Source organism: Anaerostipes caccae L1-92 (assembly GCF_014467075.1).
GTDB lineage: Bacteria > Bacillota > Clostridia > Lachnospirales > Lachnospiraceae > Anaerostipes > Anaerostipes caccae.
In genome coordinates this window covers 2,977,292-2,996,916 of record NZ_AP023027.1, presented here as the reverse complement: position 1 = coordinate 2,996,916, position 19,625 = coordinate 2,977,292, and the positions used below count along the sequence as shown (strand labels likewise).

General features: G+C 39.6%; 18 protein-coding genes. All 18 read left to right on the top strand.

Annotation, left to right across the window (positions count from 1 at the left end):
- Window positions 1-236 precede the first annotated feature (236 nt).
- Complete coding sequence (locus tag ANCC_RS14475) at window positions 237-485, top strand: hypothetical protein (RefSeq protein WP_009269298.1); 249 nt, start codon at window positions 237-239, stop codon at window positions 483-485.
- A gap of 108 nt (window positions 486-593) precedes the next feature.
- On the top strand, window positions 594-3,779 hold the full coding sequence (locus tag ANCC_RS14470) for a phage tail tape measure protein (protein WP_006566235.1): 3,186 nt from the start codon (window positions 594-596) through the stop codon (window positions 3,777-3,779).
- Window positions 3,776-4,426 carry a hypothetical protein gene (locus tag ANCC_RS14465; protein WP_006566234.1) on the top strand — a complete coding sequence of 217 codons (651 nt, stop codon included), beginning with the start codon at window positions 3,776-3,778 and terminating at the stop codon, window positions 4,424-4,426. The genes ANCC_RS14470 and ANCC_RS14465 overlap by 4 nt, the downstream gene beginning before the upstream one ends.
- A complete protein-coding gene (locus tag ANCC_RS14460; RefSeq protein WP_006566233.1) occupies window positions 4,423-5,880 on the top strand; it encodes a phage tail protein in 1,458 nt (485 codons plus the stop codon). Before ANCC_RS14465 ends, ANCC_RS14460 begins: the two co-directional genes overlap by 4 nt.
- Before the next feature lie 14 nt (window positions 5,881-5,894).
- Entirely contained in the window at window positions 5,895-7,709 is a 1,815-nt protein-coding gene (locus ANCC_RS14455) for an autotransporter outer membrane beta-barrel domain-containing protein (RefSeq protein WP_006566232.1), read from the top strand.
- A gap of 15 nt (window positions 7,710-7,724) precedes the next feature.
- Window positions 7,725-8,282: a hypothetical protein gene (locus ANCC_RS14450; protein ID WP_006566231.1), complete on the top strand. Its 558-nt coding sequence runs from the start codon at window positions 7,725-7,727 to the stop codon at window positions 8,280-8,282.
- Window positions 8,283-8,296: 14 nt separating this feature from the next.
- Window positions 8,297-10,186, top strand: a complete 1,890-nt coding sequence (locus ANCC_RS14445) for a DUF859 family phage minor structural protein (protein WP_039946348.1) — start codon at window positions 8,297-8,299, stop codon at window positions 10,184-10,186.
- Window positions 10,187-10,268: 82 nt separating this feature from the next.
- Window positions 10,269-10,682, top strand: a complete 414-nt coding sequence (locus ANCC_RS14440) for a phage holin family protein (RefSeq protein ID WP_009269296.1) — start codon at window positions 10,269-10,271, stop codon at window positions 10,680-10,682.
- 1 nt (window position 10,683) lies between these two features.
- A complete protein-coding gene (locus ANCC_RS14435; RefSeq protein WP_009269295.1) occupies window positions 10,684-11,547 on the top strand; it encodes an N-acetylmuramoyl-L-alanine amidase in 864 nt (287 codons plus the stop codon).
- A gap of 122 nt (window positions 11,548-11,669) precedes the next feature.
- Window positions 11,670-12,098 (top strand): DNA gyrase inhibitor YacG, encoded by a 429-nt coding sequence (locus ANCC_RS14430; protein ID WP_006566227.1) that lies wholly within the window; start codon window positions 11,670-11,672, stop codon window positions 12,096-12,098.
- Window positions 12,091-12,267, top strand: a complete 177-nt coding sequence (locus ANCC_RS14425) for an SHOCT domain-containing protein (RefSeq protein ID WP_006566226.1) — start codon at window positions 12,091-12,093, stop codon at window positions 12,265-12,267. The genes ANCC_RS14430 and ANCC_RS14425 overlap by 8 nt, the downstream gene beginning before the upstream one ends.
- 44 nt (window positions 12,268-12,311) lie before the next feature.
- Window positions 12,312-14,105, top strand: coding sequence for a recombinase family protein (locus ANCC_RS14420; RefSeq protein WP_006566225.1), 1,794 nt, complete (start codon window positions 12,312-12,314; stop codon window positions 14,103-14,105).
- On the top strand, window positions 14,087-15,670 hold the full coding sequence (locus tag ANCC_RS14415; RefSeq protein WP_006566224.1) for a recombinase family protein: 1,584 nt from the start codon (window positions 14,087-14,089) through the stop codon (window positions 15,668-15,670). The genes ANCC_RS14420 and ANCC_RS14415 overlap by 19 nt, the downstream gene beginning before the upstream one ends.
- A gap of 150 nt (window positions 15,671-15,820) precedes the next feature.
- Entirely contained in the window at window positions 15,821-16,036 is a 216-nt protein-coding gene (locus ANCC_RS14410) for a helix-turn-helix domain-containing protein (protein ID WP_006566223.1), read from the top strand.
- A gap of 3 nt (window positions 16,037-16,039) precedes the next feature.
- Window positions 16,040-17,785, top strand: a complete 1,746-nt coding sequence (locus ANCC_RS14405) for a DUF262 domain-containing protein (protein WP_006566222.1) — start codon at window positions 16,040-16,042, stop codon at window positions 17,783-17,785.
- 17 nt (window positions 17,786-17,802) lie between these two features.
- On the top strand, window positions 17,803-18,207 hold the full coding sequence (locus ANCC_RS14400; protein ID WP_006566221.1) for a DUF6508 domain-containing protein: 405 nt from the start codon (window positions 17,803-17,805) through the stop codon (window positions 18,205-18,207).
- A gap of 16 nt (window positions 18,208-18,223) precedes the next feature.
- On the top strand, window positions 18,224-19,354 hold the full coding sequence (locus ANCC_RS14395; protein ID WP_009269294.1) for a hypothetical protein: 1,131 nt from the start codon (window positions 18,224-18,226) through the stop codon (window positions 19,352-19,354).
- On the top strand, window positions 19,347-19,544 hold the full coding sequence (locus ANCC_RS14390) for a hypothetical protein (RefSeq protein WP_009269293.1): 198 nt from the start codon (window positions 19,347-19,349) through the stop codon (window positions 19,542-19,544). Before ANCC_RS14395 ends, ANCC_RS14390 begins: the two co-directional genes overlap by 8 nt.
- Window positions 19,545-19,625 lie beyond the last annotated feature (81 nt).

Here is a 19,625-nt window from a genome sequence, read left to right as displayed (position 1 = left end):
GACAGTTTAGCTACGCAGGAGGATTTTGATAAGTTCTAATACATTGAATTTTTTGGCTTATGGAGATATAATATTAGCGAAGATTTTTACACTAGATGTAAAAATTGTTCTCCAACCTTGCATTTTGATTAAATGCAGAGATAATCCTTTTCAGGATTCAGCTAAGAAGGTGACGTAGTGTCCGCTATCTTGTGCGTAATCATATATTAGGAGTCAAGGAGAAAGGAGAAACGTTCATGGCAAAGAAAAAAGGAGTGTCTGCAAAGACACATACAAAACAACAACTTGATGATTATGCAAATCAGAACAATCCAAACAACAAAGCTTACAAGGCCAGAATGTCAAATGATAAGATGACAAAGAAAGTCTCTCGTAAGCAGGATGCTAAACGTCAAGCCAAGCGTCAAGCAGAATTTGAAGCTGAGCATGGTGTTATGTATCCGCTTGATTGGATGTGCTATAGCAATCCTTATGATTTTGACTAATCATTAAATATGAACGAAAAGAGCATCAATCAGAAATGGTTGGTGCTCTTCTTATGCTCGGAAGATACCGGGCTTTTATTTTGCAAATTTTTAAGGAGGTAGACGCCAATGGCAAACAGAATCAAAGGTATCACTGTCGAAATTGGCGGTGATACTACCAAGCTGCAGACTGCCCTTAAGGGAGTCAACGGACAGATTAAAAATACGCAGTCTGCATTAAAGGATGTTGAAAGACTTCTAAAACTAGATCCTACAAATACAAATCTGCTTGCTCAGAAACAGAAACTGTTAACGCAGGCTATTGGTGAAACCAAAGAGAAACTTGCTACATTAAAAACTGCCGCAGAGCAAGCAAACGAACAGCTGCAAAAAGGCGAGATTTCACAGGAACAGTACGATGCCCTTCAAAGAGAGATTGCAGAAACTGAGGCAGAACTCAAACGACTGGAATCCCAGGCATCTAAGACTAATCAGACTCTTACAAAAATAGGTGAGGTCGGTTCAAAGGTTGAGTCTTTCGGTAATGGAGTTACGAATGTCGGCAAGAAAGTATCTGTTGCATCGGCAGCGGTAACTGCGATGGGCGGTGCTGCAGTAAAGACTGCCGCTGATTTTGAATCTTCCATGAGCCAGGTACAGGCTACGATGGGAATTACCAAAGATTCCATGTCCAAGGTAAATGGTCAGTCTGTTAATACAATGGATACATTGTCCGACCTTGCAAAGACGATGGGTGCAAAAACAGCATATTCTGCAAGTGAGTGTGCTGAGGCTTTAAATTATTTAGCACTTGCCGGATATGATACACAGCAGATGTGTGACACGCTTCCGATCGTTCTTAACTTAGCGGCAGCAGGTAATATTGATCTTGCATCTGCATCGGATATGGTAACGGATGCGATGTCTGCTCTTGGTATGGAAGTGAAAGATGCCGACAAGATGGTTGACCAGATGGCAAAAACTGCATCAACTACCAACACCTCCGTTGGTCAGCTTGGTGAAGGTATTCTTACAATCGGTGCTACAGCAAAATCCGTTAAAGGCGGAACAGCAGAACTTAACACTGCACTTGGTATTCTTGCAAACAACGGTATTAAAGGTGCAGAGGGTGGTACGCATTTAAGAAACGTTATTCTTTCACTTCAAAATCCTACTGACGGTGCATCGAAACTCATGAATCAATTAGGTGTATCTGTCTATGATTCCGAAGGAAATATGAGGAGTCTGAATGATATTCTTGGAGATTTGAATTCTTCAATGGATGGCATGACCTCCGAAGAAAAAGCAAACATCATCAGCAAGATTTTTAATAAGACCGATCTTTCATCAGTAAATGCACTGCTTGCCAATACAGGGGATACCTGGACGGATTTGCAGACTGCTATTGAAAACAGTGGCGGAGCGGCACAGCAAATGGCTGATACGCAGCTTGATAACTTAAAAGGTCAGCTTACCATTTTAAAGTCGGCAGTTGAGGGATTTGCCATTTCTATCGGTGAAGCACTCATGCCGATGATAAAGAATATCGTGGCAAAGGTTCAGTCTTTCGTAGATTGGCTGAATAACCTTGATGAAGGTACAAGGCAGGTCATTGTAAAGATTGGTCTTTTTGTAGCTGCACTGGGACCGGTACTTGTAATTCTTGGAACGGTCATATCAAAAGTCGGTGTGGCCATGCAGGCGTTCAGTAAGTTTGGTTTGAAGATAACAAGCCTTATTTCTAATGCCGGAGGACTATCCGGTGTTATGGGAAAGGTTGGTGCGGCAATTGGCGGCATCTCCGCACCTGTCGTTGCAGTTGTGGCGATTATCGGAACATTAGTTGCAGCTTTTATCCATCTATGGAAAACGAATGAGGAGTTCCGTGACAGTATTATTGCTATCTGGAATCGCATCAAAGAAATCTTCAGCGGATTTGCAAAAGGCATCACAGACAGACTCAATGCATTAGGCTTTGATTTCCAGAACTTCAAGGAAGTTGTATCTGCCATTTGGAACGCATTATGCAGTTTCCTTGCTCCGGTGTTTGAAGGCGTGTTTACGCAGATTGCCAATATTCTGGAGGGTGTTCTTGGAGTTATCACTGGAATCCTTGATGTATTTATCGGTATCTTTACCGGCAACTGGTCGCAGGTATGGGAAGGTGTCAAAGGCATCTTCGGTTCGGTTTGGGATTTCATCAAGAATACCTTTACCAACTATATGAATGCAATAAGAAATATTGCAGATGTAGTGCTTGGATGGTTTGGCACATCGTGGAATGAAGTATGGACAGGCATTAAGGATTTCTTTGTCGGCATCTGGACGGGTATTTCCACCTTTTTTACAAACCTATGGGAAGGCATCAAGAATACCGTCCAAACAGGGATTATGTTTATTGCATCTATCCTTGAGGCGGCATTTGACATCATCACTTTGCCATTCCGATTTATTTGGGAGAACTGTAAGGAAATTGTTATTGCTGTTTGGGATGCAATCAAAGAAAAGGTTACAACCGTAATCAATGCAGTTTCGTCCGTTGTCAGCACCGTGATGAATGCTATCAAGACAGTATTTACTACGGTTTGGAATGCCATAAAGTCGGTTGTGACAACGGTGGTGAATGCTATCAAAACAGTTGTAACCACAGTATTTAATGCAATCAAAAACACAGCGACTACAGTATGGAATGCGATAAAGACTGCCGTTACGACTCCGGTTAATGCTATTAAGAATACGGTCAGCACAGTATTTAATGCTGTGAAAAGTACGGTATCCTCTGTGTTTAACAGCATCAAGAGTACTGCCACCTCTGTATGGAATGGAATCAAGTCGGCTATTATTACACCGATTGAGGCGGTAAAAAATAAAGTCAAGAGTGTGGTTGATGCCATTAAGGGATTCTTCTCCGGCATGAAACTGTCACTTCCTAAGATTAAGCTGCCGCATTTCAAAGTGACAGGCAAGCTTTCTATTGCACCTCCGTCCGTACCGCATCTTTCAATTGATTGGTATAAGGAAGGCGGTATCATGACAAAACCGACTGCGTTTGGCATGAACGGTTCTTCTCTTATGATGGGAGGAGAAGCAGGAGCAGAGGCGATACTTCCGCTTTCCGGATTCTATAAACAGCTTGAGTCAATGCTTGACAGCAAACTGAATATGAGCGGTATGGAAAAGTATCTGGCCATTATTGCAGACAATAGTTCTAAGGGAATTTATCTGGAAGATGGAACGCTTGTAGGACATTTGCTTCCGGCCATTGATGACGGACTTGGAAAACAGCAGAAGATAACAAGGAGGCTTGCACTATGATACCGGATATTTATATTGATGATGAATCCATGCTTAAGAATGGATGGGTAAGAGAAACGGTCGATTTTCCGATACCGCAGTCACAGGCAGAAACGGTTACTGTACCAGGACGCAATTCTCCTATCCGATTTAACGAGGCTCTTGGCTTGGTATCTTTCAAACCGAGAGCCTTTACTTTGACATTCTCTATGCTTGGAACAAGAGTAAAGTTTGATGAACTTACTGCCAAGATGAGTAATCGCTATGCCGGAAGACTGTGTAGAGTAAGGACGAGCGAAGAACCAAATCTTTATGCAGTGGGAACTTTGCAGCTGTCATCTTCCTATGATCCGCTTACCGGAAAAGGTCAGCTTGTGATGGAAAGCAGTGATGCAGATTCCTATAGATACCATGTGGATATGACGGAGGTTGTTTTTTCTGGAAGCGGAACAGTGGTGCTTGTAAGTGATTATATGCCTGTAGTTCCTACTGTGATAACAACAGCTGATACAGCACTTTCATGGAAGATAGGAACAGATACTTTTCATAAGACACTGAGCAGCGGTACATGGGTGATTCCGGAGCTGCAGCTAACTCGCGGAAATAACAGCATCAAGGTTGAAAGCAGTGGCAATACCACATTCCGCTATAGGGAGGGATGCCTATGAGTGTATTCAAAGTATATGTGGACGGTCAGATTTTTTATCATCCTAATTTATCAAAACTTGCTATTACGCAGGCAGTAGTCAGTGAAGATGCAGAAAACATCGACAGCTTTACACTCTCTGCCCCATTTAATCATCCGTACATTGATTCCATTAAACCGATGGCGTCTGTGATTCAGTGCAAAAAGGATGACGAGGTGGTATTTGAAGGAAGGGCACTTGATGATGGTTCAGATTTTTATAACACTCATACCTGGACTTGTGAATCAGCACTTGCTTATCTGAAGGATACCTTGCAGCCACCTTTTTCATATAAAGGTACGCTGAGAGGATTATTTGAACAGTTTATTTCCGTTCATAATAATAGTGTGGAAAAGCAGAAACAGTTCAAAATCGGGAATGTCACTGTAACCGATGATAATGACTATGTTTCTTACAGCAGTTCCGATTATACCGTTACATTGGATGCTATCAAGAATAAGCTGATAGGTACACATGGAGGTTATCTGCAGGTGCGATATGAAAAAGACGGAAAGTACATTGACTATCTTGAGGACTTCAAATTAAAGTCACTGCAGACCGTAGAATTTGGCAAGAACATCATTGATGTCAAGATTACCAAAGACCATACGGAAAGAGCGACTGCACTGATTCCTCTTGGAGCAAAGAAATCAGTTGTTGACGAAGAAGGCAATGAAACGGAATTAGATGAACGGGTAGATATTACTTCTGTCAATGATGGCAGGAACTATATCTATGATGAACTATCCGTTAAAGAAATCGGCTGGATATGGGTTACGGAAGTCTGGGATGATGTAACACTTCCCGGAAATCTTCTAAGGAAAGCAAAGAGCCGCCTTTCCGATATGACTCAGGGAGTCACAAGCATTGAACTTGTCATTGTAGATGAATCTGATGCAGGTGCGGATATCGGAGATATACGGGCAAGGATGTATGTGGAATGCATCTCAAAGCCACATGGCATAAACGGAACATATCTTGTTGTCAGCAAAACAAGAGATTATCTAAATCCTGCTGGGAATACAATAACGATTGGTGCAAGCGGCATTACATTGACATCGCAGACAGTAAAGCAGGATAAAAACATCTCAGCACTGGAAGATGACCTCCTTGGCAAGACCTATCAGATAGAAAGCATTCATGGGGAGATTGATTCCATCAATGCAAATAAGATGTACAGAACTGAACTTGTTGTGAATGGAGTAAACATCTTCAAAAACAAAGGTCAGAAAAGCACGATGCTGTGTAAGGTCTATTCCTGGGATAAAGACATAACGGATACTTTATCGGCAGAATGCTTTATCTGGCATAGAAAGTCCTCCGATGAAGAGGCAGATGCCGAGTGGGATAAGAACCATATCGGTATGAAACAAATAACGATTACTACCGAGGACGTATATGACAATGCGTCCTTTTATTGTGAAGTAAAAATTTAAGGAGGAATTTTCAAATGGCAACCATTTTAACATCCAGTCAGCAGACCTTTGTTGACATTACGGATCAGAGAAAATTATCGGCATATATTACATCCAATCTTCCGAAGACGCAAAGTGAAGATCCAAATGTACTGCCGCATACTTACGCTCCTAGCTGGGCAAGCACGAATCTTGTACTGACACCTGTGCTGTTCCTTGACCAGACAAATGTATCTCCGACAGCAAGCGGCGTAACGATTTCATGGAAGAGAAAAGATGGTGTATCTTCTGAAACAGCATTGACAAGTGGTGAAACAGTGAAAAATGGAGTATTGACGGTCAATCAGAATAAGCTGTCAGCATCAAGCTCCGGCATGATTACCTACATCTGCTATATCAGCTACTATGATTCTGAAACCAAGAATACGATAAACATTACTGCCGATATTACCTATACCTTGGTGAAGAATGCGGCAAATGCAAAATTATGTACCGTAAGCAGTGACACTTATGTCTTTAAGTATGATACTTCACAGGCTCTTGTTGGTGCATCGCAGGCAACACTTACTGCACAGGTGCAAGGTGTAACTGTTGCCAAATGGCAGTATAAAAACAATAGTGGAACATGGACGGATTATCCGACAACTTCCGATAATACTTCCATTACAGGCGGAACATTGGTAGTAAAGCCTGCCCATAATATTTTTGTAAACAATGTGGCACAGATTAGAGTAACAACTTCAGAGAGTGATGTATTCGATACTATCACAATTACGAAAATCTATGATGGTGCTAAAGGTGATAAGGGTAATCCGGGTTCTGCCGGAACAGGAGGTCTATCTGTTGTTCTTGGAAATGAAACACAGTCGATTGCCTGTACCTCTGCTGGAAAGACAGCAGCTGCAAGTACGATTTCCATTCCTTTTACAGGATATGTCGGTATTACACAGACGGCTTGTACTTGTGCTGTGGGAACACTTCCTGCAGGCATCACAGTCAAAACCAATACAGCATCTACAGCAAGTGCGGCAGGAAAGTTAGAACTATCAGTAGCGGCATCCTCCGACCTTGGAAATGCATCAGTACTTTCAGGTGATATTACACTTACATTCACTATTTCCGGTAAAACCATCACAAAGGTGTTTACATGGACAAAATCCAAAGCAGGAAGCAATGGTGCATCTGCAGTTGTATTTTCTGTTTATGCACCCAATGGAACAATCGTACAGAATCAATCTGGAACTATTCAGCTTGCAACATCTGCCTATGTGGGTTCATCTGTTATTACAAGTGCCACATATCAATGGGCAAAATACTCTGGTGGTTCATGGACGAATATCAGCGGAGCAACAGTGGGTACGCTGACTGTCAGCGGAGCAGACATCGTTAATATTCAGTCCTACCGATGCACGATGACCTATAGCGGAAAGAATTATGTTGATGTTATTACAGTGGAAGATAAGTCAGACCCTTATGTATCGGAGATGCTCTCTATCGGAGGGTATACAGTTAAGAATAATCTTGGTGGTTTAGTACCGTATATTATCGTTCGTACCAATCAGAAAGAAGTGGATCCATTGCTCGGAAATATCAGTGAAACTGCACCATCTACTCCGACAAGCGGAATGTTCTGGTATAAGGTCGACCATACGGCAAAGACAGTAACCTTGATAAAATATAACGGAACAACGTGGGTGAATGCGACAGAAAAGCAGAGCCTTACTTACACCTGGTACGCACAGGATAAAGACGGTAAAGAAGTGACCTTTTCCAAGACGGGTAAGGTCATCTATCTTTCGGCAGAAGATATCGACAGCTTACTTACATTGCAGTGCGATGTTTCAAAATGATGGGAGGTGGTCTGAATGGCACTTCTTACATCATGTCAACATACATTTCAGAGTGTTGCGGCTTATGAGGATGCCTTGGGTGATGTAGAAACACTGAAAGTTCAAGTGCATGAGTGCTACTCTGAGATTACCAAAACATCCAATGAAATATTAAGTTCTGTAAAGGATACCTATATAGAAAAATCTGATATGGAGAAAATTCAGCAGGACTTTCAGACAAGCATTACACAAAACAGCAGTGAGATTCGTATGGACTTCACTGCTGTTACTGATGAAATTAAAAATAACGTGGCTTCAAACCAAGAACTTTTAGAAGAGTACATCAGATTTAAAGGAGCACTTATTGAACTTGGAAAAGTCGGTAATGCATTTACAGCAGAGCTTTCTAATAATGAACTTGCCTTTAAGGAGAACGGACAGAAGATTGCTTACATTTCGAATCAGAGTCTTGTTATTACGAATGCAGAAATTAGAAATAAGCTGTCTCTTGGAAATGACTCTAGGGGATGGTTTGATTTTATACCAAGAACTAACGGAAACCTTTCAATCAAGTGGAGAGGGCCGGCATCATAAAGGAGGATTAATTCATGGCTTCAAGCGGAAGTATCACAACAGGACAAAAAGAAGGCCGTTCCATTACATTATCGTGGACGCTTTCCAGTCAGAATATAGAAAAGAATACATCTACCATTGCCTGGACACTAAAAGGTTCGGGAGGAAGTACTACTTCTTGGGTTATGGCAGGCGGGTTCAAAGCTGTTATTAATGGTACAACGGTATATTCGACTTCAACGGATAATCGTATTAAATTGTATAACGGAACGGTAGTCGCATCCGGTTCAACTACGATTACCCATAACGCTGATGGTACAAAATCCTTTAGCTTAAGCTGTGAGGCGGGCGTTTATTCCTATGCGGTCAGTGTGTCTGCAAGCGGTACACATACGCTCAATACAATTCCCAGAGCATCTTCGGCATCAGCGACTAATGTAAATATGGGTAGTGCTGCAACAATTACGATAAGCAGAGCATCATCTTCTTTTACGCATACATTGACCTATAAATTTGGAAGTGCAACAGGTACGATTGCAAGCAAGACTTCATCAACATCGGTATCGTGGACACCACCTATATCGCTAGCAAATCAAATACCTTCTGCCATATCCGGTACCTGCACAATCACTTGCGATACCTATAGCGGCTCAACGAAAGTTGGGTCAAAGACCTGTACGCATACTTTGACAGTTCCGGCATCGGTAAAGCCTGTTATTGACAATTTGTCAGCAACAAGAGTAGATGGAAGTGTTCCGTCAGCATGGGGAATCTATGTGCAGACAAAATCCAGGGCAACATTAAAAATTGAAGGAGCAGCCGGAAGTTATGGTTCAACGGTAAAATCTTATAACATCAGTGGTGGTGGATATTCTGGAACAGCTTCATCGCTTACAACGGGCTTTTTAAATTCGTCCGGGACGATTACTTTCACGGCAACGGTCACTGATTCAAGGGGAAGAGTATCTGATGCAAAAACCGTGTCGATATCAGTAATTGCCTATTCTGCCCCTAGTTTTTCAAGCTATCAATCACAGAGAGCGACCAGCAATGGAACTGCAAATGATGATGGAACATATGTCAGAGGTCTTCTATCTTACAGCTTTGCATCATGCAGCAGCAAGAATACAGTGACAAGAAAAACAGAATACCGTAAATCCGGCACTGCAGAATGGACGAATGCAAATGTTTCATTTAGCAGCGGTACTGCCTTTACCTTTGGCGGAGGCAGTATTTCAACAGAAACGTCATATGAAATCAGATATACCATTACCGATGCTTTCTCATCCATATCTGTTGTTGATGTGGTTTCAACGGCCGCTGTAGTAATGGACTTCAAAAGCGGAGGAAAAGGCGTAGCCGTTGGCAAGGTGTCTGAAACAGACAACTGTTTTGAAGTATCTGAAAAGTGGGATGTAAAGGTTTATGGAAAGCTGCTTAAAAAATTCATTATGGAACAGATGTATCCAGTTGGAAGTATTTATATGAGCGTCAGTTCCACAAATCCGTCCACTTATTTTGGAGGAACATGGACTGCCTGGGGAACCGGAAGAGTGCCTGTTGGTGTCAATGCAAATGATACAAATTTCGCTACAGTTGAAAAGACCGGAGGTGCAGCAACCGTAATACTTACGACAGCACAAATGCCATCACATACCCATGCAAAAGGTACGCTTGCAACAAATGAAACAGGTTCACATACACATAACCTTAAGAATCAAAAGACAACTTGGGGTGCAAGCAGTGGAAATAAAGTAATTATTGATGCAACATCCGGTTATACAGCCATTACAAACAAGGCAACAACCAGTGCGGGGGCTCACTCTCATACAATTTCCGGTTCAACAGCGTCTGCCGGAAGCGGAAGTGCTCATAACAACTTACAGCCATATATCACCTGTTATATGTGGAAACGCACAGCTTAATATTTATTGCTAGATCAAGCGATTGCTCAAATGGGGGCAGTCGCTTTTTCTATACAAATTTTTAGAAACGGAGGAATTATTAATGAAGGAATTTTGGAACATGATTCAGTTTGTATTTGCCGGAATCGGAGGGTGGCTTGGCTACTTCTTAGGAGGATGTGATGGCTTACTTATCGCTCTCATTTTATTTGCAGTCACGGACTATATCACGGGAGTGATGTGTGCCATCTCAGATAAGAAACTGTCAAGTGCAGTTGGCTTTAAGGGAATCTGCAGAAAGGTGCTGATTTTCCTGCTTGTCGGGATTGCAAACATTCTTGATGTGCAGGTGATTGGTACAGGCAGTGTCCTTAGAACAGCAGTAATCTTCTTTTACATTTCCAATGAAGGTGTGAGCCTTCTTGAAAATGCAGGACATTTGGGACTTCCTATCCCGGTAAAAATCAAATCAGTATTGGAACAGCTCCATGACAGAGCAGAAAGTGAGGAAAAATAATATGGCTTATACAAACAGCAAAATGGTGTCCTACACCAAACTTAGTCCGAACCATTCCGGACAGAGAACACATTCCATTGATAGAATCACACCGCATTGTGTGGTTGGTCAGTGCAGTGTAGAAACTTTAGGAAATATTTTTGCACCTACTTCAAGACAGGCAAGCTGCAACTATGGTATCGGACCTGATGGCAGAGTCGGAATGTATGTAGAAGAGAAGAACCGCTCTTGGTGTTCATCTTCTAATGCCAATGATCAGAGAGCCGTCACGATTGAGTGTGCATCCGATACAAAACATCCATATACGATGAACAGCACGGTATATGCAACTCTTATCAAACTTTGCACAGATATCTGCAGAAGAAATGGCAAAAAGAAACTTTTGTGGTTTGGAGATAAAAACAAGTCACTGAACTATTCGCCAAAATCTGATGAGATGGTACTTACAGTTCACAGATGGTTTGCGAATAAGTCCTGTCCGGGAGACTGGCTTTATTCAAGACTTGGTGATCTTGCTGCAAAGGTTACTGCGGAACTAGGCGGTTCATCTTCCGGTGGAACTACAGCGACAGGATTGTACCGAGTAAGAAAGACTTGGGCAGATGTCAAATCACAGAAGGGCGCATTTAAGTCATTGGAAAATGCAAAGAGATGTGCAAAGGCAAATCCTGGATATTCTGTATTTGATACAAATGGAAAAGTAGTATATGGAACTTCTGCCTCAAGTACCAAAACGGTAGACGAGCTTGCAAGAGAGGTCATTCAAGGCAAATGGGGTAACGGAGCAGATAGAAAGAACAGACTTACCAAAGCCGGATATAACTACGATGCCGTGCAGAAGAGAGTGAATGAACTCTTGAGATAACTGAATAACTCAGCAATCATTATGCCCGTTGGAGATTAATTTCTCTGACGGGCATTTTTTTGCGTGAAAAGTTAAAATTTGAGCCATTTTCTTTGCCTGTTACTTAGGAGGTGGTTCTACTTATGAACGATATGAAAAAATCACAAATTATAAATATGAGGGCAGAAGGTCTTGGATATAGAGTAATTGCAAAGGAACTTAATATTTCAGAAAACACCATCAAGTCTTTCTGCCGTAGAAACAACCTTGCTAAGTCAGAAACAGTTGTGCCAGCAACAATTCCTAATTGCTCATCAGAGAAAGTCTATTGCAAGAATTGTGGAAAGGCGGTGCCACAGAATGATAAGAGAAAGAAAAAACAGTTCTGCTCAGATAAATGCCGTATGACGTGGTGGAACTCTCATCGTGAAGAAGTTCATCATAAAAATATAACGACAAAGGTATGCCCAGGTTGTCATAGGAAGTTTCAAGTGTATGGAAAGGTTGATAGAAAGTACTGTTCCCATGCTTGCTACATCACCGACAGATTCGGAGGTGGAAGCAATGAGTAAGGAGCAGATGAAACAGGAAAAGCTGTATCAGATAACCATGAGTATAGCAAAAAAGATGCTTGATGATGGACTTATAACTAAGGAAGAGTACACCATAATTGATACAAAAATGCAGGAAAAATATCAGCCAACTTTGGGTACATTATTTGCCGATATTGACTTGATATAAGTGGGCTTTAGAGTGATATATGTGTAAGGAAGGAGGTTGATTTCATGCGTACAATTACCAAGATTGAGAGTACGATACCAACTATAAAGAAAAGAAAAAAGGTTGCTGCATACGCTAGAATTTCAATGGAATCAGAGCGAATGAATCACTCGCTTTCTGCACAGATAAGTTACTACAATGATTTCATTCAAAAGAATCCGGACTGGGAATTTGCTGGAGTATATGCCGATAATGGTATCAGCGGAACAAGTACAGTCAAGCGTGATGAGTTCAGACGAATGATTGCAGATGCTGAGCAAGGAAAAATTGATATTATTCTTACAAAGTCAATACAGCGATTTGCAAGAAATACAGTGGATTTGCTTGAAACAGTAAGACATCTAAAAAATTTAGGAATTGAGGTCAGATTTGAAAAAGAGAATATCAATTCTTTAAGTGGTAATGGAGAGTTGATGCTTTCCATACTTGCTTCTTTTGCTCAAGAAGAGAGCCGTTCTATATCGGATAATGTGAAGTGGGGCATTCGTAAAAGGATGCAGGAAGGTATGCTAAATGCAAGTGGACACTTCAACATCTACGGATATGAATGGCAAGGAGATGAGTTAATCATTGTTCCGAAAGAAGCAGAGGTGGTAAAGAGAATTTATCAAAATTTTCTTGATGGAAAATCAAGACTGGAAACGGAAAGAGAACTTGAAGCTGAGGGTATTCGTACTAGGCAAGGCTGCGTGATGAGAGATTCTAATATCAAGAAGATATTAACCAACATTACTTATACGGGTAACATGCTTTTTCAGAAGGAATTTATATCAGACCCCATCAATAAAAAGCGTAAGCAAAATCGTGGAGAATTGCCACAGTATTGGGTGGAAGATACCCACGAGGCAATTATTGACCTTGAGACATTTCAGTATATACAAGATGAAATGGCAAGACGCAGACAGCTGGGAGCGTTGGCAAATAAGAGCCTTAACATTTCTTGTTTTACGGGAAAGATTAAATGCCCTTACTGTGGTGTCAGCTATATGCATAACACCAGAAAGCCACGAACTCCAAACGGAAAAAGATTAGAGTTTTGGGTATGTGGTTCAAGAAAGAAAAAAGGCGGACACTGCGAAGTAGGAGCAAGTATTAACCAGGATAATATGAAAAAGGTTCTTGCCGAGGTTCTAGATATTGATGAATTTGATGATGAAGTTTTCCTTGATAAGGTAGACTTTATCAATGTTCCAAAGAGGTATACTCTGGAGATTCATTTGCAAGATGGAACTATTGTTACTAGGCCTTGCGAGAATACGGGTCATCAAGATTGTTGGACTAAAGAATATCGAGATAAGGTGTCTAAGCAAAGAAGAAAGAAGAATACAAATCCAAAAGGTGCATCGGTATTTACAAGTAAATTAAAATGCAAGCATTGTGGCTGCAATTATAGGCGATGCACTCAGCCATCAACTTCATCGGAAGATGGCAAATTTTATTATTGGCGATGTGCTGAAAGAACCGCTTGTAAGGCACAAGGACTAAGAGAAGATTTTTTGAAATCTCAGCTTGCAGAAGTTCTCGGAATGGCAGAATGGGACGAGAAGGTTTTTGCAGAAAAAGTAGAGCAAATAAACATTGACGGCTATCAGCTAGAAGTTGTTGGAAAAGATGGAATAGTAACACCGATGACCTTTGAACCACCGAAGCGTGGCGGCAGGCATTGCTCAGAAGAACAAAAAGAACATATGCGACAGATTATGAAAGAAAAATGGACACCGGAGCGTAAGGCCGAGATGAGTCAGCGTATGAAAAATATGAGGAAGGAGCGTGGCAGAAATTGGCGAAAAGAAAAGTAACGCAAATACCTGCAACCATCAATAAATTTACTGCCAAGCCTGTGGACAGTAAGAAAAAACGAAAGGTTGCAGGATATGCCCGTGTAAGTACAGACCATGAGGATCAAACTACAAGTTATGTTGCACAGGTAGACTATTATACAAATTATATAAAAGGCAGAGATGATTGGGAATTTGCTGGACTATATTCTGATGAAGGAATCAGTGCAACAAATACGAAGCATAGAGATGGCTTCAATACTATGATTGCTGATGCGCTTGCCGGAAAGATTGACCTTATTATTACAAAGTCAGTCAGCCGATTTGCAAGAAATACTGTTGATTCCCTTTCTACCATCAGAAAACTAAAAGAACACAATATTGAATGCTACTTTGAAAAAGAGAACATATGGACGTTTGACAGCAAGGGAGAACTACTACTTACCATTATGAGTTCTCTTGCACAGGAAGAAAGTAGATCCATTTCGGAGAATGTCACATGGGGACACAGAAAGCGTTTTGCAGATGGAAAAGTCAGCTTTGCCTACAGCAGATTTCTCGGCTATGATAAAGCCCCAGATGGCAGTCTTGTAATCAATGAGGAACAGGCACAAACGGTAAAACTGATTTATAAGCTATTCTTAGATGGACTTACAATGCATTCCATAGCAAATGAATTGACAAAGAGAGGATTGAAAACTCCTGCAAGTAAAGATAACTGGAGCCAGTCAACAGTTCGCAGTATTCTAACTAACGAAAAGTATAAGGGTGATGCACTTTTGCAGAAGTCGTACACAGTGGACTTTCTTACGAAAAAGACTAAAACCAATGAGGGTGAAGTCCCACAGTATTATGTAGAAAACAATCATCCGGCAATTATTGAACCGGAGTTATTCGACTTAGTACAAGCTGAAATTCAGCGAAGAGGCAAAGGAAGTACAAGGTACAGCGGAGTGTCAATCTTTTCTTCCAAGGTGCAGTGTGCTGAGTGTGGTGGTTGGTATGGCAGCAAGGTTTGGCATTCTAACGATAAATACAGGAGAATTATTTATCAGTGCAATAACAAGTTCAGGCACAAGACCGGATGCTCAACTCCACATTTGACGGAGTTTGAAATCAAAGAATATTTTGTAAAGGCGATGAATCAGCTTATTACAGAAAAAGCAGAAATCCTTGATAATCTTCAACTGATACGAACTACACTTTGTGACAAGGCAGACCTTGTTAAAAAGAAAGAATCCTTGGAAGAAGAGATAGCTATTGCGGTGGAAATGACGCAGAATATTGTAGCGGAGAATGCGAGAGTGGCTCAGAACCAGGACGAGTACAACAAAAAGTATAATTCCTTGGTAGAGCGATACAATAAGCTAAAAGAAGAATACGATACTGTCTGTACTACAATATCTGAAAAAGATGCTAAGTACGAGCAGATGGGTAGATTCATCACAGTTCTCAACGGACAATCGGAACTGATAACCGAATTTGACGAGGCACTTTGGAGCAGCCTTGTGGAAAAGATTGTCGTAAAAAGCAAGGAAGAAGTAACAGTAGTTTTCAAGGACGGGACAGAAATTAAAGTTGAATAAATACAGTAGAGTTGCACTCAGACCTGTTGGTCTGGGTGCTTTTTCTGTTTACGGAAATGTAACATTTCAGCAATTGAAAAATTACGCATTATATGTTAGAATAAATTATCTTATTTGTGCAATAAATTCATAAGCACGAGGAGAGTGAATATGCTAAAGAACAATATAGAAGTAGATGTAAAAGTTAAATGTATAGAAAACGGAATTACACAGGCTCAGCTTGCAGAGAAATCCGATACATCAAGTCCATATGTTAATCGAATTATCAAAAAGAATGATGGTGTTGTTAACAAGACATTCATTCGTATGATGGAAGAACTTGGATATGATGTTGAGCTTACTTATGTGAGGAAAAAGGAGGAATAAATAATGGCTTATGAGTCACCATTAACTATAGCAGAGGTTGTAAGGGATATATCAGCTAATAAGTATGTACTCCCATCGATTCAAAGAGAATTTGTATGGAATACTTCACAGATAGAGAGACTTTTTGATAGTGTAATGCAAGATTATCCGTTTGGTGCATTCTTGTTTTGGGAACTTGATAGAGAACAGAATACTCTTTATGAATTTTACTCTTTTTTACAAAATTATCATGAAAAAAATGCTAGACATAATCCAAAAGTGAATCTTACAGGAAACGATAATGTGATGGCGGTTTTAGATGGACAACAGAGGCTGACATCTATATTTATTGGATTAAAAGGCACATATGCATATAAAATGCCATTCAAACAATGGAAAAATGAATCTGCATTTCCGGAAAGAAAACTGTATTTAAATATAGTGGAACCTGCAGACAGTGAAACAGATAAATATGAATTTTCATTTCTTACAGCAGAAGAAGTGGAGAATGACAATAGTCACTATTGGTTTGAAGTAGGAGATATTCTAAATATGACCGAATTAGGTGATGTCATGGATTTCCTTATGCAAAATATTGCATTTTCAGGTATTTATACAAAGGAACAGAGTGTTTTTGCAAATGCCACATTGTCGCAGCTATTTAAGGTAATACATACACAACCAAGTATCAGCTATTATAAGGTTAGATCTAATGAGTTGGATAAAGTACTCCAAATTTTTATACGAGTAAATAGTGGTGGCACAGTGCTTAGTTATTCTGATCTTTTGTTATCCATTGCTACTGCACAGTGGGAAACTTTAGATGCCAGAAAAGAAATTACAGAGTTTGTTGATTATATTAACGCTATTGGTTCAGGGTTCAATGTAAATAAGGATTTTATTTTGAAAGCAGCGTTAGTTCTTACCGGATTCAGTAATATTGCATTCAAGGTAGACAACTTTAACAAGCAGAACATGCTCATGATAGAGCAGAATTGGCATACAATTAAGACATCAATCACTCAAGCATTTCTGCTTGTATCAAGTTTTGGATTTTCAAGAGATAGTTTGAAATCCAATAATGCGGTTATTCCAATTGCATACTACCTTATGACGATAGGTAATCCAAATAATTTTGAGGTTTCATCAACAACTGTAAGCAATAGAAAGAAAATAAAGAAATGGCTCACAATGTCCTTAATAAAACGAACCTTCAGTGGTCAACCAGATAATGTTCTTAGACCTTTGCGTGAAATTATAAAATCAAATGGAAACAAAGAATTCCCACTGGATGAGATTATTAACAAGCTGAGGGGAACAAGTAAAACTATTGTATTTACGGATGATGATATTGAAAACTTGTTAGAACTTCAATATGGAAGAGCAGATACCTTGATGGTTTTGATGATGTTATATCCTTCTTTGGATTACAATAATAAGTTTCATATTGATCATATATATCCAAAGAGTAAATTTACAAGAACAGCTCTAGGGAAAAGAGATGTGCCAACTAATCAAATTGATGAATATATAAATCAAGTAAATGATTTAAGTAATCTTCAGATGCTTGCAGCCATTCCGAATATAGAAAAACAAGATAAAGATTTTTCTGACTGGTTTGAATCCAATTACCTAACTGATACAGATAAAATCCAATATAGAAAAATAAATTATCTGCCGGAGATGGATTATACTTACGGAAACTTCATTAAGTTTATGGAAGAGAGAAAAAAATTATTGAGGAAACAATTGGAAACAGAATTGCTTTAATGAAAGGGTGATAAATTGTGTATGAGAGTTTAATAAAGTACTTACCGTTGTTATCAAGTGATGGTATAGGTGACTGGGTAATTGATAAAGAAAATGATGGAACATCTGAGCATCCTATCCAAATGCCATATGTGAATTACTCAAAAATGGTGCATCAGTTTATTGACGATCTTTATTCATTTATTGATAAGCATCCAGAAATGAAATTGAATCATTATTCAGATATTCTTAATGAGAATGGAATCAAATGGGAATCAAAATCTATGACTGATGCATTAGTAGATGATTTGGATGGAAAATGTGTAATGGCATTACTTGTAGGAGCTGTAAGAGCAGAAAGATTTTGTGACGGTGCTTTATTATCTCTTTTTAAAGACGGAACTATTGCAAAATGGCTCAAAAGACTAAATGAACTTAATTAATGTGGAGAAATATTCTATGAATGAAAATGATAAAAAAGATGAATTGGAAAATATTCCACATAAGATTATAGCTGAAAGAAAGCCGCTTGTAATATTTAAAACTGACGCAGATATTTATGGTAGAAACATATCAGAGATGAGTAATTTCTTTGATGGATATGTTCAAAAAATGTCCCTTGCTATTCGTGAGTCAGATGGACTACAAGTAATAACGGATTTACCCTTTTCAGATTTAAATTTAATAGGCGAGGCAATAAATAAAGCAGATATTATTATAAACGGAAATGTTACATTGTTGCCGGATTTCGAGAGCTTGCCTTCAGATGTACGAAGTAAATTGAAAAAAGGAGTATACTCTGTTGGTGAATCAAAGCAAGTAGATGGAAACATGAGAGCAGTAATACTTGACGAGAATGGAGTTCGAGTAAAAGATATTACACTAAAAAAGGCACTTAATAGTCCTGCTAATATCGAAACTATGCGCAGTATAGGTAATCAGCTACAGATGAGGCAGATTTATGCCAAGTTGTCAGATATCGAAGAATTTCAGACATATCAAATTGAAAGAGATCGTGACAGAGATATTATTGTTCCATTTTTAGATGCTCGATCTCTTGTCCTTGAGGCAGCTACTAAAGAGTCTGAAACTGAAAGAGTACAAATGCTTAAAGAGGCTGATGGCAAAATTCGTTCAGCTTTGAATTCTGTTTATCGTGATATTGAAACAACATCAAAAAGCTTTGCTAAAAGAGTTAATATACCATTCTTAGGATTTGGAAAACAAATTAATACATATATGAGTTATATTTCTGATGACTTACAGATTGCAACCAAATATGTAGGAGTGAGGATGCAAATATTAGAGTATTTGGGGGAAAGCAAAACAGCCAAAACTATTTTACAGCAATTCAACCATACAATGCTTGATTTTATAGAAAAACCAATAACCAGAAAGGGATTATCTGCAGCAACTCTAATGCAGGACTATTTTCCGTATAACAATGAGAATGTTGATTGTTGGTATAAGTTTTCTAAAGAGATGAAACCAGCAATAGAATCAAGCATGAAGCAATTGGAACTTGAAACGAAGGATTATAACAATCAAGAGATATATGTAGTATCCGTGGAGGATGGAAATAATGAGTGAGAATCTAAAAAAATGTAAAGTATGTGGTAGAACAATCACTGATAAAAATAACGTAACTGGTTTGTGCCCTAAGCACCAAAAAGCTGCAAATACGGGAGCTGCTGCAGTTGGGCTAGCTGGTTTAGGATTTGCCATCAAAAAGTTTGGTCCTAAAATGGCCAAAGCAGCTTTGAAAATTATTAAAAAATAATTTTTGGAAAAGGAGGCCTCTTGTATGGTCGCACAAGTTAATCGTTCAATAATGCACCCTGTGCAAATCGTTCAAGGGGTT